Source organism: Janthinobacterium sp. 78 (genome assembly GCF_003096775.1).
Classification (GTDB): Bacteria; Pseudomonadota; Gammaproteobacteria; order Burkholderiales; family Burkholderiaceae_D; genus Janthinobacterium; species Janthinobacterium tructae.
Genome location: NZ_QENT01000001.1, coordinates 1,350,411 through 1,366,205, shown reverse-complemented (window position 1 = coordinate 1,366,205; position 15,795 = coordinate 1,350,411). Strand labels below are relative to the sequence as shown.

Sequence of the window (15,795 nt, the reverse complement as noted above, 5' to 3'; positions counted from 1 at the left end):
CCTCTGTACCTGCTAAGGTTATAGGGACAAGCCGTACGGGCAATTAGTACTGGTTAGCTTAATGCATTACTGCACTTCCACACCCAGCCTATCAACGTCCTGGTCTCGAACGACCCTTCAAAGAGCTCAAGGCTCTGGGAAATCTCATCTCAAGGCAAGTTTCCCGCTTAGATGCTTTCAGCGGTTATCTCTTCCGTATTTAGCTACCCGGCAATGCCACTGGCGTGACAACCGGTACACCAGAGATACGTCCACTCCGGTCCTCTCGTACTAGGAGCAGCCCCCTTCAAATTTCCAACGCCCACGGCAGATAGGGACCAAACTGTCTCACGACGTTTTAAACCCAGCTCACGTACCACTTTAAATGGCGAACAGCCATACCCTTGGGACCGGCTACAGCCCCAGGATGTGATGAGCCGACATCGAGGTGCCAAACTCCCCCGTCGATATGAACTCTTGGGAGGAATCAGCCTGTTATCCCCAGAGTACCTTTTATCCGTTGAGCGATGGCCCTTCCATACAGAACCACCGGATCACTATGTCCTACTTTCGTACCTGCTCGACTTGTCAGTCTCGCAGTTAAGCACGCTTATGCCATTGCACTATCAACACGATGTCCGACCGTATCTAGCGTACCTTCGAACTCCTCCGTTACACTTTAGGAGGAGACCGCCCCAGTCAAACTGCCTACCATGCACTGTCCCCGATCCGGATAACGGACCAAGGTTAGAACCTCAAACAAACCAGGGTGGTATTTCAAGGTTGGCTCCACGAGAACTAGCGTCCCCGCTTCAAAGCCTCCCACCTATCCTACACAGATTGGTTCAAAGTCCAATGCAAAGCTACAGTAAAGGTTCATGGGGTCTTTCCGTCTAGCCGCGGGTAGATTGCATCATCACAAACATTTCAACTTCGCTGAGTCTCGGGAGGAGACAGTGTGGCCATCGTTACGCCATTCGTGCAGGTCGGAACTTACCCGACAAGGAATTTCGCTACCTTAGGACCGTTATAGTTACGGCCGCCGTTTACTGGGACTTCAATCAAGAGCTTGCACCCCATCATTTAATCTTCCAGCACCGGGCAGGCGTCACACCCTATACGTCCACTTTCGTGTTTGCAGAGTGCTGTGTTTTTATTAAACAGTCGCAGCCACCAGTTTATTGCAACCCTTTCACCCTCATGGAGTAAACCAATCAAGCTACCGGGGCGTACCTTTTCCCGAAGTTACGGTACCAATTTGCCGAGTTCCTTCTCCCGAGTTCTCTCAAGCGCCTTAGAATACTCATCTCGCCCACCTGTGTCGGTTTGCGGTACGGTCTCGTATGACTGAAGCTTAGAGGCTTTTCTTGGAACCACTTCCGATTGCTTCATGCACAAGTGCACTCGTCTCAACCCCTTGAATTCCGCACCCGGATTTGCCTAAGTGCCTTCTATGAGCCAAAAACCAACTATTCCAACAGTTGGACAACCTTCCGCGATCCGTCCCCCCATCGCATCATACGACGGTGCAGGAATATTAACCTGCTTCCCATCAGCTACGCATCTCTGCCTCGCCTTAGGGGCCGACTCACCCTGCTCCGATGAACGTTGAACAGGAAACCTTGGGCTTACGGCGTGGAGGCTTTTCACCCCCATTATCGCTACTCATGTCAGCATTCGCACTTCTGATACCTCCAGCATCCTTTACAAGACACCTTCGCAGGCTTACAGAACGCTCTCCTACCATATATATCTGTGATAAATCACAGAACAATATCCGCAGCTTCGGTGACTGGCTTAGCCCCGTTACATCTTCCGCGCAGGACGACTCGATCAGTGAGCTATTACGCTTTCTTTAAATGATGGCTGCTTCTAAGCCAACATCCTGACTGTTTTAGCCTTCCCACTTCGTTTTCCACTTAGCCAATCTTTGGGACCTTAGCTGGCGGTCTGGGTTGTTTCCCTCTTGACGCCGGACGTTAGCACCCGACGTCTGTCTCCCAAGCTCGCACTCATCGGTATTCGGAGTTTGCAATGGTTTGGTAAGTCGCAATGACCCCCTAGCCATAACAGTGCTCTACCCCCGATGGTGATACTTGAGGCACTACCTAAATAGTTTTCGGAGAGAACCAGCTATTTCCAAGTTTGTTTAGCCTTTCACCCCTACCCACAGCTCATCCCCTAATTTTTCAACATTAGTGGGTTCGGACCTCCAGGGCGTGTTACCGCACCTTCATCCTGGCCATGAGTAGATCACTTGGTTTCGGGTCTACACCCAGCGACTGATCGCCCTATTCGGACTCGATTTCTCTACGGCTTCCCTATGCGGTTAACCTTGCCACTGAATGTAAGTCGCTGACCCATTATACAAAAGGTACGCAGTCACGGAACAAGTCCGCTCCTACTGTTTGTATGCACACGGTTTCAGGATCTATTTCACTCCCCTTCCGGGGTTCTTTTCGCCTTTCCCTCACGGTACTGGTTCACTATCGGTCGATTACGAGTATTTAGCCTTGGAGGATGGTCCCCCCATATTCAGACAGGATGTCACGTGTCCCGCCCTACTTGTCGTACGCTTAGTATCACCGGTCCAATTTCACATACGGGGCTATCACCCACTATGGCTCCTATTTCCAGAGGATTCTGTTATCGGTCCGACTATCACGTACAGGCTCTTCCCATTTCGCTCGCCGCTACTTTGGGAATCTCGGTTGATTTCTTTTCCTGCAGCTACTTAGATGTTTCAGTTCGCCGCGTTCGCCTTGCATACCTATGTATTCAGTATGCAATACCCTAAAAGGGTGGGTTGCCCCATTCGGAAATCTGCGGATCAAAGTGTGTTTGCTCACTCCCCGCAGCTTATCGCAAGCTACTACGTCCTTCATCGCCTGTAATCGCCAAGGCATCCACCATGTGCACTTATTCGCTTGTCCCTATAACGTTAGCCTCTCATCATTTGCATGACGAAAGAGCGCTACAGGGATAAGAAAGTACAACGTTGTTGCTTGTTTGTTGATACATACAATCATTACCCATCGATTTGCGTTTTACGGCAAACCAATCAATAAATAATCTTTACTTCTTCCAGATTGTTAAAGAACGAAACAGCTTTGATCGCTAAAAGATCAAATCTAAACCGGGTCTGTTTGACTGGCTTACATTTGCACTTTCGAGTAAAACTTTGGTGGAGGATGACGGGATCGAACCGACGACCCCCTGCTTGCAAAGCAGGTGCTCTCCCAGCTGAGCTAATCCCCCTGGGTATCTGTGTTACTGGTAGGTCTGGCTGGACTAGTGTCCACCTTACCCCCGGGTTTGTTTTTACTGGTAGGGCTGGTTGGACTCGAACCAACGACCCCCGCGTTATCAACACGGTGCTCTAACCAGCTGAGCTACAGCCCCAACGCGGTGCTACTACGACTACTGTTTCTTCTTAATTAAACAGCCGATAAGTGTGAACATTTGATGCGTGAATCATTACTGATTCGTGCAAACTCTAGAAAGGAGGTGATCCAGCCGCACCTTCCGATACGGCTACCTTGTTACGACTTCACCCCAGTCACGAATCCTACCGTGGTAAGCGCCCTCCTTGCGGTTAAGCTACCTACTTCTGGTAAAACCCGCTCCCATGGTGTGACGGGCGGTGTGTACAAGACCCGGGAACGTATTCACCGCGACATGCTGATCCGCGATTACTAGCGATTCCAACTTCATGCAGTCGAGTTGCAGACTACAATCCGGACTACGATACACTTTCTGCGATTAGCTCCCCCTCGCGGGTTGGCGGCGCTCTGTATGTACCATTGTATGACGTGTGAAGCCCTACCCATAAGGGCCATGAGGACTTGACGTCATCCCCACCTTCCTCCGGTTTGTCACCGGCAGTCTCATTAGAGTGCCCTTTCGTAGCAACTAATGACAAGGGTTGCGCTCGTTGCGGGACTTAACCCAACATCTCACGACACGAGCTGACGACAGCCATGCAGCACCTGTGTACTGGTTCTCTTTCGAGCACTCCCAAATCTCTCCGGGATTCCAGCCATGTCAAGGGTAGGTAAGGTTTTTCGCGTTGCATCGAATTAATCCACATCATCCACCGCTTGTGCGGGTCCCCGTCAATTCCTTTGAGTTTTAATCTTGCGACCGTACTCCCCAGGCGGTCTACTTCACGCGTTAGCTGCGTTACCAAGTCAATTAAGACCCGACAACTAGTAGACATCGTTTAGGGCGTGGACTACCAGGGTATCTAATCCTGTTTGCTCCCCACGCTTTCGTGCATGAGCGTCAATCTTGACCCAGGGGGCTGCCTTCGCCATCGGTGTTCCTCCACATATCTACGCATTTCACTGCTACACGTGGAATTCTACCCCCCTCTGCCAGATTCTAGCCTTGCAGTCTCCAATGCAATTCCCAGGTTGAGCCCGGGGATTTCACATCAGACTTACAAAACCGCCTGCGCACGCTTTACGCCCAGTAATTCCGATTAACGCTTGCACCCTACGTATTACCGCGGCTGCTGGCACGTAGTTAGCCGGTGCTTATTCTTCAGGTACCGTCATTAGCAAGAGATATTAGCTCTCACCGTTTCTTCCCTGACAAAAGAGCTTTACAACCCGAAGGCCTTCTTCACTCACGCGGCATTGCTGGATCAGGCTTTCGCCCATTGTCCAAAATTCCCCACTGCTGCCTCCCGTAGGAGTCTGGACCGTGTCTCAGTTCCAGTGTGGCTGGTCGTCCTCTCAGACCAGCTACTGATCGATGCCTTGGTAGGCTTTTACCCTACCAACTAGCTAATCAGATATCGGCCGCTCCACGAGCATGAGGTCTTGCGATCCCCCACTTTCATCCTTAGATCGTATGCGGTATTAGCGTAACTTTCGCTACGTTATCCCCCACTCTAGGGTACGTTCCGATATATTACTCACCCGTTCGCCACTCGCCACCAGAGCAGGCTCCGTGCTGCCGTTCGACTTGCATGTGTAAGGCATGCCGCCAGCGTTCAATCTGAGCCAGGATCAAACTCTTCAGTTTAATCTCTGTTTAATGTCATTTCTGACAGGTCGGACAGTATCACTACCATCCAAATCTTTTGCATTACAAAAGATTTGCTCACTCAAAAAACTGACAGGCTACTTCCGAAGAAGTATCCTATTTCATTATTTCTTGTGAACATTTGATATTTTAAGTTAGACGCCAACCCGAAGATTGACGCTGCACTTACATCAAATGCCCACACTTATCGACTGTTAATTGTTAAAGAACGGTATTCGGTACTGCTTTCGCGCTATCGACAAAGCGTTGTGTTTGTCAGCTGCGAAGAAGGGAGAGTATGAAGCGTTTCGGCTATTTCGTCAACCTTCTTTTTTACTACCCTCACCGTTTCCAGCGATCCCGTTGTTTCGCAAACTGCTGCGTCTCATTGGGGAGGCGAACTATAGCAAAGGCGCCCACGGGCGGCAAGCTTTATTTCAGCAATTCGGCAACCGCCATGCCCACCTCGGTCGTACTGGCGCCGCCGCCCATGTCCGGTGTTCGCGGGCCATGCTCGAGCACCTGCTCAATGGCGTGCACAATCGCGTCATGTGCCGCCGTGTAATGGGCATCGCCATTGCCGAGAAAGTCCAGCATCATGGCGCCCGACCAGATCATGCCGATCGGGTTGGCGATATTCTGGCCATAGATATCAGGGGCGGAACCGTGCACCGGCTCAAATACTGAGGGGAAAGTGCGCTGCGGATTGATATTGGCCGATGGTGCGATGGCAATCGTCCCCGTACAGGCCGGGCCCAGGTCGGACAGAATGTCGCCAAACAGATTCGAAGCCACCACCACGTCGAAGCGCTCGGGGCTCAATACAAAGCGGGCCGCCAGGATGTCGATATGGTACTTATCCCAACGGACATCGGGAAAGCTCGGCCCCATCGCTTCCACCCGCTCATCCCAATACGGCATGCTGATGGCGATGCCATTCGACTTGGTGGCCGAGGTCAGGTGTTTCTTGGGCCGGCTTTGCGCCAGCTCAAATGCATACTTGAGGATGCGGTCGACGCCCTTGCGCGTAAACACGGATTCCTGCAGCACCGTTTCGCGCTCTGTCCCCTCGAACATGCGCCCGCCCACGGAGGAATATTCTCCTTCCGTATTTTCCCGCACCACATAAAAGTCGATATCACCCGGCTTCTTGTTCGCCAGCGGACACGGCACGCCCGGCATCAGCCGCACGGGACGCAAGTTGACGTATTCGTCGAACTCGCGCCGGAATTTGAGTAACGAACCCCACAGCGAGATATGGTCGGGTACCTTGTCCGGCCAACCCACGGCGCCAAAATAGATGGCGTCGAAATCCTTGAGCTGGGCAAACCAGTCCGAGGGCATCATCTGGCCGTGCTCCAGGTAATAGTCGCAATTCGCCCATGCCATGGTCGTAAACTGCAGGTCGATATTGAAGCGGCGCGCGGCGGCCTCGACAACACGCAGCCCTTCCGGCATGACTTCATTGCCGATGCCATCGCCGGCAATGACGGCGATTTTATGTGTGCTCATGGGAAACCCTGTTGGAAATAAACGATGGAAGCCCGTATTTACATCTGCTGCGCCACATCCGGGTACAGACGCGCCAGCACATCGGCAGTAATCGCCGCGATAATGGGCTGCACACGCTCGGCCGCCAGTTCATTCGATTTCTCGCGGCGCACTTCTTTCCACAACTCGGCCAACGCGCCTTCATGGCGCGCCACGGCTTGCTCGACCTCATCTTGCCAGAAGGCTGGCGCTTCGCTTTCCACAAAGTTGCCGCGGCCGCGGCCAAAGTGCGCCACCGCCAGGTAACGCAGCACACCCGCTACCACCAGGGTACGCAGGAAGGCATCCGTAAATTGCATGGTGGGCTCGTTGCGGTCCGTGCCGGAATTAAAACCCCAGGCCGCACCCGCAAACGTCAGTGCACCGACCACGCCGCCGAGCAAAGCGCCCGTGCCCAAGGTCAGGCCGCCGGAAATCAGGTCAGCCGACAAGCCCGTCGCCGCACCGGAAATCATGGCGCCCAATAACCCCGCCTGCGCCTTGTCGATCGGCGCGCGCACGGCGAAATTTTCCCGTATCCGGCTATTGATCTTATGTGCATCGGTAGGATCGAGTTTGTGCAAGATCAATAGTTCACGCGTCGTTTCGCCGCTGTGCGTATTGAGCCGCGCCACCAGATTGGCCATGGCCTTTTCTTGCCTTTGCTGTTCAGCATTCTTGCCGATACCCACAACTTGCAAGGCCGATTTCAGCAAGCCCTTGGAGACGGGCTCGATGGCTTCGCGATCCTGCCCAGCCACGGCCAGCTGCGTAGCCAGCAAGCGCATGGCCTGCTGGAAACGCGCCGTATTTTGCTCTTGCCAAGTAGTAAACAAGCGCGCATAGCCGGCTTGCTGCGACTGCGGCAACAACTTGCCCACGGCTTCGTAAAACACACGTTCATGCACCCAGCAGCGAGCAAAGGCATCGAGCGCCAGTACGTCGCGCACGATGGAATATTGCTGTAAATGCTCGCGCCAGCGCGCCTGCTCGCTGTGCTCCTCATTGCCCGGACGCGGCGGCCCCATCTGATTGAGCAAGACCACCACCGGCTTGCCCAGCCATTCGAGAATTTTCATTTCCGCCGGCAAGTAACCAGCATCCCTGGGGTTTTCCGAAGAATTCACCAGGTATAGCACCACGTCGGCCGCGTCCTTGGCCGTGCGCAACGCTTGCTGACTGAGCCAGAACGGGCGGTCGCGATAACGGTCCAGCACTTCGCGCAGGAACCAGCCGATGGGATTGCCCGACTGCCCGAGACGCTTGAGCAAGCGCACGGAGTCGCCAAAGCCAGGCGTGTCCCACAATTGCAGGGCATCGCCCTGCGGCGTGGCCAGCAAAATGTGCGATTCCGCAAACACGGTCACGTGCGCGGCGTCGCGCACTTCGCCGATATCCACGCCCACCAGGGTGCGCGCCAACGTCGTCTTGCCATTATTCGTATGCGAAATCAGCGCAAACTGAATCTGCACCGCATCATCCTGGACATCTTTATTCACATTCACACTCATGCTGCGGCCGATACTTTCAAGCCGACACCGGCGTCGAGCGGGTGCAAGGCGGGATTGAGCAAATTGACCAAGGTGGCCGTGGTTTGATGGAACTGACAGAATTGCTGCCACAAGGCAACTCGCTCCGCCAGACGCGCGCCGTTATCCGCCTGCTCGCCAGCGTGCTCCAAATAGCTGGACTCGTCGATCAGGACGGCGATGCCGCGTGTCGACGATTGCACCAGGTAAGCGAGGAAGGCGCCGTGATTTTCCTTTTCCGGCGTCGCCGTCAGGTTGAACAGCACGGCCGTGATATTGACTTGCGGATCATTCAAGTCGGTGCCGCGCAAGACCTCCTGCGGCTCTTCGCCATACGACGTCGATGGACGCAGCATCATGCGCCCCTGCTCGCCAAACAGCATGATGGACAGCTGGCCCAGGCCCTTGTGGCGCGCCTCATCGACAGTAAAGCTGTACGGCAAGACGCGCAGCATGCCGCCCGTGGCCACGCCGATGCTTTCATTGAGCTTGCGGAAATACGGTTGATCGAGATCCAGCGGAAAGTGCTTGGCCAGGCGCGCGGCGCGCCAATTGTTGACCAGGGCCAGGATCAGGCGGGGGACGACGACCAGCAGGAAAATCGTTGCTGCATACAAATGCACCCAGCGCGCGCCACCTTCCACAGTCGTCGTTTGCGGGAAACGCAGCGCTTCGATTTCCGCCAGCGAAAAACCTTGCAAATGAAACAGAGCAATCGCTGGCGCAAACAGGGTCGAAAGCAGGCTGTGCACCTGGCTGGCACTCAAAAAGGTGCTTTCCCAGCCGGCCGCGTATTGCGACAGGAAACCGCGCGCATACAGCGATGCGACGGCACCGATGGCAAACATGGCGGCGCTCAAATGAATGGTACGGCTCAGGCGCGCGGCCGTCAGCTTGGCGCTCAGGTGCGCCCATTCCCCCATGAAACTGAGCAAGCCCGAGGACAGGGCGTGCGGCAGCTTGCGCGGCAAGGCCAGGCGGCCCACGCTCAGGTGGCGCACTAATCCCGCTTTTGGCCAACCCAGAGAGTGCGAGGGGATGCATAGCCAGATCAGCAAGCCCAGGTAGACCAGCACATTCCAGGCGATGATCAGCAGCAAGGGCGCCGACAGCAGGTCGACGCGGTGCGGATCGGTAATGCGGTCGAGCCCGGCACCCAGCAGCAGGGCCAGCAATGGCAAGGTCAGCGCCAGGGTTTTCATGCCGTTGCGACGCTTCGCAAACGCAGCGAAGGCGGGGGTGCGCTCGGTGAGGCGCTTGAGGATCAGCTCGGAGCGCTGCTGCAGGAAATCGTCCCCCGTGACTTCGGCCTGCTTGCCCGAGGCTTGCCACTGCGCAAGCTCACGCGCGCTGCGGCTGGCATACATGCGGTCATCCTCGCTGAGGACTTCTTTTTTCTGATCGGCCGTTTCGATAGCACGGACCAATACCACTTCTCTCGCAATCTGCTCGTTCATGGTGCTCCTGTTTTTGTATGAAACGACAACTAGACAGGCAGATTGTGACGTACTTTTGTGTTTCAGGCCAACGCGTCCTCGGCCCGGAACAAATGATGCAGCAGATATATCAGAAAAGCAGCGATCCAGGCAGACCACAAGGTGTGCGTGAAAAATTGCGTACCTTGCAACTGCTGCTGCCAGCCTGCCGCCAAACCGCACAGCAGCATAATCCCTGCCAGCAGAAGCGCCATGCGTGGCCGTGCTGGCAGGCAGAACAATGGTAAGGCCAGCATCCACCAGGCAATGTTTGCCTGGGTCGCCGGCAGGCAAGCCATGGCAGACGCACTGGCGGGCAATGTTTCCAGCATGCGCGCGTAAGGTTCCAGTCCGCCATAGCGCAGCAAATCCGTGGGGCAAGGCACATCGCTGAAGGTAGAGAGCAAATAGATGCTTGGCGGCACCAAGATGGCCGACAGGGCCACGACACGCAAGGCACTGCGGCGTGATGCAAGCCAGGCCAGCGGACGCAAGGTATCCCAGATGGCCAGGCCGATCACGGCGGCGCCAAGCAAGGTCATGCCAAACTGAAAACTGCCCACCAACGCGCTGTCAGCGCCGGCAAATTGCCCACGCTGCCCATCAAACATACTGTCGGCGATCATGAGGTCGAGGTTGCTGTAATTGCCGATCCAGAGGATCAGCATGGCTGACAGCATCAGGATGCTATCAATGCCTTTGGGAGTTTTGACGAGTTTAAGCTTGGCCAGCATGGGTGCACACATTACTTGATGAGATGAAAGGGACTGGCGGCACAGGACTGCAGCCATGGAAGTCATCGTACAGTGTCAATATGAAGAGAACATGACGCTGCCCGCCGTGCACAACACGGACGGGGGGAGACGCGCTTCCAGAACCACCTTACAAGTATCGGCATGAATTACGCGTCAACAGGGCGTTAAGTTTTCGTTAAGTGCTCGCAAAAAGCCGGCTTAAATGAAATCAATCCGCAGCATGGTGCCGCCAGCGGGGCGGACATTGAACGCCAGGTCCGCGCCCAGATACAGGCAGATGCGTTGAACCAGGCCCAACCCAAGACCTGTGCCGGATGAACCACTCAGATTGGCCGGTACGGGTTGATGCAGAAGGCGCGCGCGGGCCGCTTCGGGCAAGCCCGGCCCCGTATCCTCGACGATCAGCGCGCGTCCTGCCAGGCGCACGATCACTTCCCCCTGCAAGGTGTACTGGCAGGCATTGCGCACCAGGTTGCCAATCGCGGCGGCCAGCAATTCACGCGGGGCGTTGACCAGAAAGTCCTCGCCATCCGCAAACACCAGGGTAAGCGGTTTGCCTGCCGTATATGATTGACAGCGCAGGCATTCTTGGCGAGCCAGTTCCGCCACGGAGAGTGACGTGCACTCCAGCAATTCCGGCGCGCGCGCCAGGCGCAGCAGCACCGTCACGGAGTCGCTCGCTTCGTGCGCAGCCCGGTAGATCCGTTCGGAGGCGGAGCGCACCAGCGGGTCATCGCCGCCGTGTTCCATCAGGATTTCCGCCGCCCCCGTGATCACGGTCAGCGGCGTGCGCAATTCATGACTGACATCGCCCGTAAAAAAGCGTTCACGGTCAAGAACTTCGGTCAACTCCGCCGTACGTTCGGCAAAAGCGCGTGCCAATATCCCCAATTCATCGGCACTGTCCTGCAGTGGCAACGCCACCTGTCCGGCCTTGACGGCCTGCGTCAGCGACATGATTGGCGTAATCAAGCGATTGGCGATGAAGGCGCCCAGCAGCGAAGCGCAAATCAGGAAACCGACAAAAGCGAGGGCAAACATGCTGTACACCACCAGCTCGATCTTTTCATACTCGGTGGCATGATCGATGACGACGAATTCCCCATGCACATCGCTGCCGACCAGCACGTGCAAATCGACACCGTCGACGGTTTTCTCATGCATGCCGGGCGCCAAGCCACGCAAGGGCAACGGCGTATCTTCAGAGTGATGAAAGCTCAAGCCGGCTGGCATTCCGACAGACAAGCCGGCCGCATGCCTGGGTGAGGCCCAGGCCGCCACTTCTTTCAGGCGCTCGTCAACCAGGCGCACTTCGATGCCCTCGACGGCGATGGCGGCAATAATGGCAAAAAAGATGCTCGCCACAAGAGCAAACAGCAGGTAGGCAACGATGATGCGCCGCTTCAGCGATTTAAACGGGCGCATCGCTACTCAATAATTTATAGCCGATGCCGGGAATGGTGCGCAACATGGGAAAGGCATACGGTTTGTCGAGCACTTGCCGCAGCGCATGGATGTGCGTGCGCAGGGCATCGCTGTCGGGCCGGTCATCGCCCCAGACCTCATGCTCGAGCAACTCGCGCGGCACCAGCTTGGGCGCTTCGGTCATCAGGCATTTCAGGATGATGTAACCGGTCCTGGTCAAGGTCAGGGGTTGGCCCGCGCGTCGGACTTCGAATTTTTCCGTGTCGAAACGCAGCTCACCCACAGCCAGCACGGTGGCCGCCGTCGTTTGCCCGCGCGCGCGGCGCAGCAAGGCTTTCAGGCGGATTTCCAGTTCCAGCAGCGAGAATGGCTTGACCAGGTAATCATCGGCGCCACTGTCAAAACCGGCGACCTTGTCTTGCAGGGTATCGCGCGCCGTCAGCATCAGCACTGGCGTGCTATTGCGCAATTCACTGCGCAGTTTCTGGCACAGTTCCAGTCCCGTCAGGCCGGGCAGCATGACATCGAGCACGATCACATCGTATTCATGCTGGGCCAGCAAGGCCAGGCCGGCATAGCCATTCATGGCCGAATCGAGCACATGGCCCTTCGGTTCCAGATAGGCGTAGAGATTGGCAAGAATATCGGGATTGTCTTCAATGATCAGAATGCGCATACCGCCATTGTAGTTCGGATTAGGCCGCCAGCCGTCATCCGACACCACCACCAGCGCCAAACAAAACCACCAGACGAAAAAAAACCCCACCATTGCTGGCGGGGTTTTTCTCTACTGCGAATAACAAGCCTGACGATAACCTACTTTCACACTGGTTGCAGCACTATCATCGGCGCAAAGTTGTTTCACGGTCCTGTTCGGGATGGGAAGGGGTGGGACCAACTTGCTATGGTCATCAGGCATAACTTGTACTGGCATTTGTCCTCAGTGGAGCGACAAAGCCTGAATCTGGAAGAAGCAAAGATTGGGTAATGAATAGTAGTATCAACAAACGCACAACGTTGTACCGTCTTATCCTCTGTACCTGCTAAGGTTATAGGGACAAGCCGTACGGGCAATTAGTACTGGTTAGCTTAATGCATTACTGCACTTCCACACCCAGCCTATCAACGTCCTGGTCTCGAACGACCCTTCAAAGAGCTCAAGGCTCTGGGAAATCTCATCTCAAGGCAAGTTTCCCGCTTAGATGCTTTCAGCGGTTATCTCTTCCGTATTTAGCTACCCGGCAATGCCACTGGCGTGACAACCGGTACACCAGAGATACGTCCACTCCGGTCCTCTCGTACTAGGAGCAGCCCCCTTCAAATTTCCAACGCCCACGGCAGATAGGGACCAAACTGTCTCACGACGTTTTAAACCCAGCTCACGTACCACTTTAAATGGCGAACAGCCATACCCTTGGGACCGGCTACAGCCCCAGGATGTGATGAGCCGACATCGAGGTGCCAAACTCCCCCGTCGATATGAACTCTTGGGAGGAATCAGCCTGTTATCCCCAGAGTACCTTTTATCCGTTGAGCGATGGCCCTTCCATACAGAACCACCGGATCACTATGTCCTACTTTCGTACCTGCTCGACTTGTCAGTCTCGCAGTTAAGCACGCTTATGCCATTGCACTATCAACACGATGTCCGACCGTATCTAGCGTACCTTCGAACTCCTCCGTTACACTTTAGGAGGAGACCGCCCCAGTCAAACTGCCTACCATGCACTGTCCCCGATCCGGATAACGGACCAAGGTTAGAACCTCAAACAAACCAGGGTGGTATTTCAAGGTTGGCTCCACGAGAACTAGCGTCCCCGCTTCAAAGCCTCCCACCTATCCTACACAGATTGGTTCAAAGTCCAATGCAAAGCTACAGTAAAGGTTCATGGGGTCTTTCCGTCTAGCCGCGGGTAGATTGCATCATCACAAACATTTCAACTTCGCTGAGTCTCGGGAGGAGACAGTGTGGCCATCGTTACGCCATTCGTGCAGGTCGGAACTTACCCGACAAGGAATTTCGCTACCTTAGGACCGTTATAGTTACGGCCGCCGTTTACTGGGACTTCAATCAAGAGCTTGCACCCCATCATTTAATCTTCCAGCACCGGGCAGGCGTCACACCCTATACGTCCACTTTCGTGTTTGCAGAGTGCTGTGTTTTTATTAAACAGTCGCAGCCACCAGTTTATTGCAACCCTTTCACCCTCATGGAGTAAACCAATCAAGCTACCGGGGCGTACCTTTTCCCGAAGTTACGGTACCAATTTGCCGAGTTCCTTCTCCCGAGTTCTCTCAAGCGCCTTAGAATACTCATCTCGCCCACCTGTGTCGGTTTGCGGTACGGTCTCGTATGACTGAAGCTTAGAGGCTTTTCTTGGAACCACTTCCGATTGCTTCATGCACAAGTGCACTCGTCTCAACCCCTTGAATTCCGCACCCGGATTTGCCTAAGTGCCTTCTATGAGCCAAAAACCAACTATTCCAACAGTTGGACAACCTTCCGCGATCCGTCCCCCCATCGCATCATACGACGGTGCAGGAATATTAACCTGCTTCCCATCAGCTACGCATCTCTGCCTCGCCTTAGGGGCCGACTCACCCTGCTCCGATGAACGTTGAACAGGAAACCTTGGGCTTACGGCGTGGAGGCTTTTCACCCCCATTATCGCTACTCATGTCAGCATTCGCACTTCTGATACCTCCAGCATCCTTTACAAGACACCTTCGCAGGCTTACAGAACGCTCTCCTACCATATCCAATAAAGGATATCCGCAGCTTCGGTGACTGGCTTAGCCCCGTTACATCTTCCGCGCAGGACGACTCGATCAGTGAGCTATTACGCTTTCTTTAAATGATGGCTGCTTCTAAGCCAACATCCTGACTGTTTTAGCCTTCCCACTTCGTTTTCCACTTAGCCAATCTTTGGGACCTTAGCTGGCGGTCTGGGTTGTTTCCCTCTTGACGCCGGACGTTAGCACCCGACGTCTGTCTCCCAAGCTCGCACTCATCGGTATTCGGAGTTTGCAATGGTTTGGTAAGTCGCAATGACCCCCTAGCCATAACAGTGCTCTACCCCCGATGGTGATACTTGAGGCACTACCTAAATAGTTTTCGGAGAGAACCAGCTATTTCCAAGTTTGTTTAGCCTTTCACCCCTACCCACAGCTCATCCCCTAATTTTTCAACATTAGTGGGTTCGGACCTCCAGGGCGTGTTACCGCACCTTCATCCTGGCCATGAGTAGATCACTTGGTTTCGGGTCTACACCCAGCGACTGATCGCCCTATTCGGACTCGATTTCTCTACGGCTTCCCTATGCGGTTAACCTTGCCACTGAATGTAAGTCGCTGACCCATTATACAAAAGGTACGCAGTCACGGAACAAGTCCGCTCCTACTGTTTGTATGCACACGGTTTCAGGATCTATTTCACTCCCCTTCCGGGGTTCTTTTCGCCTTTCCCTCACGGTACTGGTTCACTATCGGTCGATTACGAGTATTTAGCCTTGGAGGATGGTCCCCCCATATTCAGACAGGATGTCACGTGTCCCGCCCTACTTGTCGTACGCTTAGTATCACCGGTCCAATTTCACATACGGGGCTATCACCCACTATGGCTCCTATTTCCAGAGGATTCTGTTATCGGTCCGACTATCACGTACAGGCTCTTCCCATTTCGCTCGCCGCTACTTTGGGAATCTCGGTTGATTTCTTTTCCTGCAGCTACTTAGATGTTTCAGTTCGCCGCGTTCGCCTTGCATACCTATGTATTCAGTATGCAATACCCTAAAAGGGTGGGTTGCCCCATTCGGAAATCTGCGGATCAAAGTGTGTTTGCTCACTCCCCGCAGCTTATCGCAAGCTACTACGTCCTTCATCGCCTGTAATCGCCAAGGCATCCACCATGTGCACTTATTCGCTTGTCCCTATAACGTTAGCCTCTCATCATTTGCATGATGAAAGAGCGCTACAGGGATAAGAAAGTACAACGTTGTTGCTTGTTTGTTGATACATACAATCATTACCCATCGATTTGCGTTTTACGGCAAACCAATCAATAAATAATCT

Annotated in this window: 6 protein-coding genes, 2 tRNA genes and 4 rRNA genes; all 12 read right to left on the bottom strand. The window is 54.5% G+C overall.

Features of this window, described 5'->3' with window-relative positions; translation table 11 throughout:
- Positions 1-22: 22 nt before the first annotated feature.
- Positions 23-2,912, bottom strand: a 23S ribosomal RNA gene (locus tag C8C92_RS06070).
- A gap of 249 nt (positions 2,913-3,161) precedes the next feature.
- Positions 3,162-3,237, bottom strand: a tRNA-Ala gene (locus C8C92_RS06065).
- A 67-nt stretch (positions 3,238-3,304) separates the two neighbouring features.
- Positions 3,305-3,381, bottom strand: a tRNA-Ile gene (locus tag C8C92_RS06060).
- Between the two features lie 98 nt (positions 3,382-3,479).
- Positions 3,480-5,010 (bottom strand): 16S ribosomal RNA (locus C8C92_RS06055).
- Together the 16S and 23S rRNA genes with 2 tRNA genes alongside form the textbook arrangement of a ribosomal RNA operon.
- Before the next feature lie 432 nt (positions 5,011-5,442).
- The gene (locus C8C92_RS06050; protein ID WP_099760553.1) at positions 5,443-6,522 is read right to left on the bottom strand and encodes a tartrate dehydrogenase; all 1,080 of its coding nucleotides are present in this window, start codon (positions 6,520-6,522) and stop codon (positions 5,443-5,445) included.
- A 38-nt stretch (positions 6,523-6,560) separates the two neighbouring features.
- Positions 6,561-8,051: a DUF3482 domain-containing protein gene (locus C8C92_RS06045; protein ID WP_099760554.1), complete on the bottom strand. Its 1,491-nt coding sequence runs from the start codon at positions 8,049-8,051 to the stop codon at positions 6,561-6,563.
- Positions 8,048-9,526: a DUF2868 domain-containing protein gene (locus C8C92_RS06040; protein ID WP_099760555.1), complete on the bottom strand. Its 1,479-nt coding sequence runs from the start codon at positions 9,524-9,526 to the stop codon at positions 8,048-8,050. The genes C8C92_RS06045 and C8C92_RS06040 overlap by 4 nt, the downstream gene beginning before the upstream one ends.
- Positions 9,527-9,588: 62 nt before the next feature.
- Entirely contained in the window at positions 9,589-10,278 is a 690-nt protein-coding gene (locus C8C92_RS06035; RefSeq protein ID WP_116743267.1) for an acid phosphatase, read from the bottom strand.
- 219 nt (positions 10,279-10,497) lie between these two features.
- On the bottom strand, positions 10,498-11,724 hold the full coding sequence (locus C8C92_RS06030) for a HAMP domain-containing sensor histidine kinase (RefSeq protein WP_116743266.1): 1,227 nt from the start codon (positions 11,722-11,724) through the stop codon (positions 10,498-10,500).
- Positions 11,711-12,400, bottom strand: a complete 690-nt coding sequence (locus C8C92_RS06025) for a response regulator transcription factor (protein WP_099764279.1) — start codon at positions 12,398-12,400, stop codon at positions 11,711-11,713. Before C8C92_RS06025 ends, C8C92_RS06030 begins: the two co-directional genes overlap by 14 nt.
- 127 nt (positions 12,401-12,527) lie before the next feature.
- Positions 12,528-12,640: ribosomal RNA gene (gene rrf, locus C8C92_RS06020) — 5S ribosomal RNA — on the bottom strand.
- Positions 12,641-12,777: 137 nt separating this feature from the next.
- Positions 12,778-15,653: ribosomal RNA gene (locus C8C92_RS06015) — 23S ribosomal RNA — on the bottom strand.
- Between the last annotated feature and the right edge of the window lie 142 nt (positions 15,654-15,795).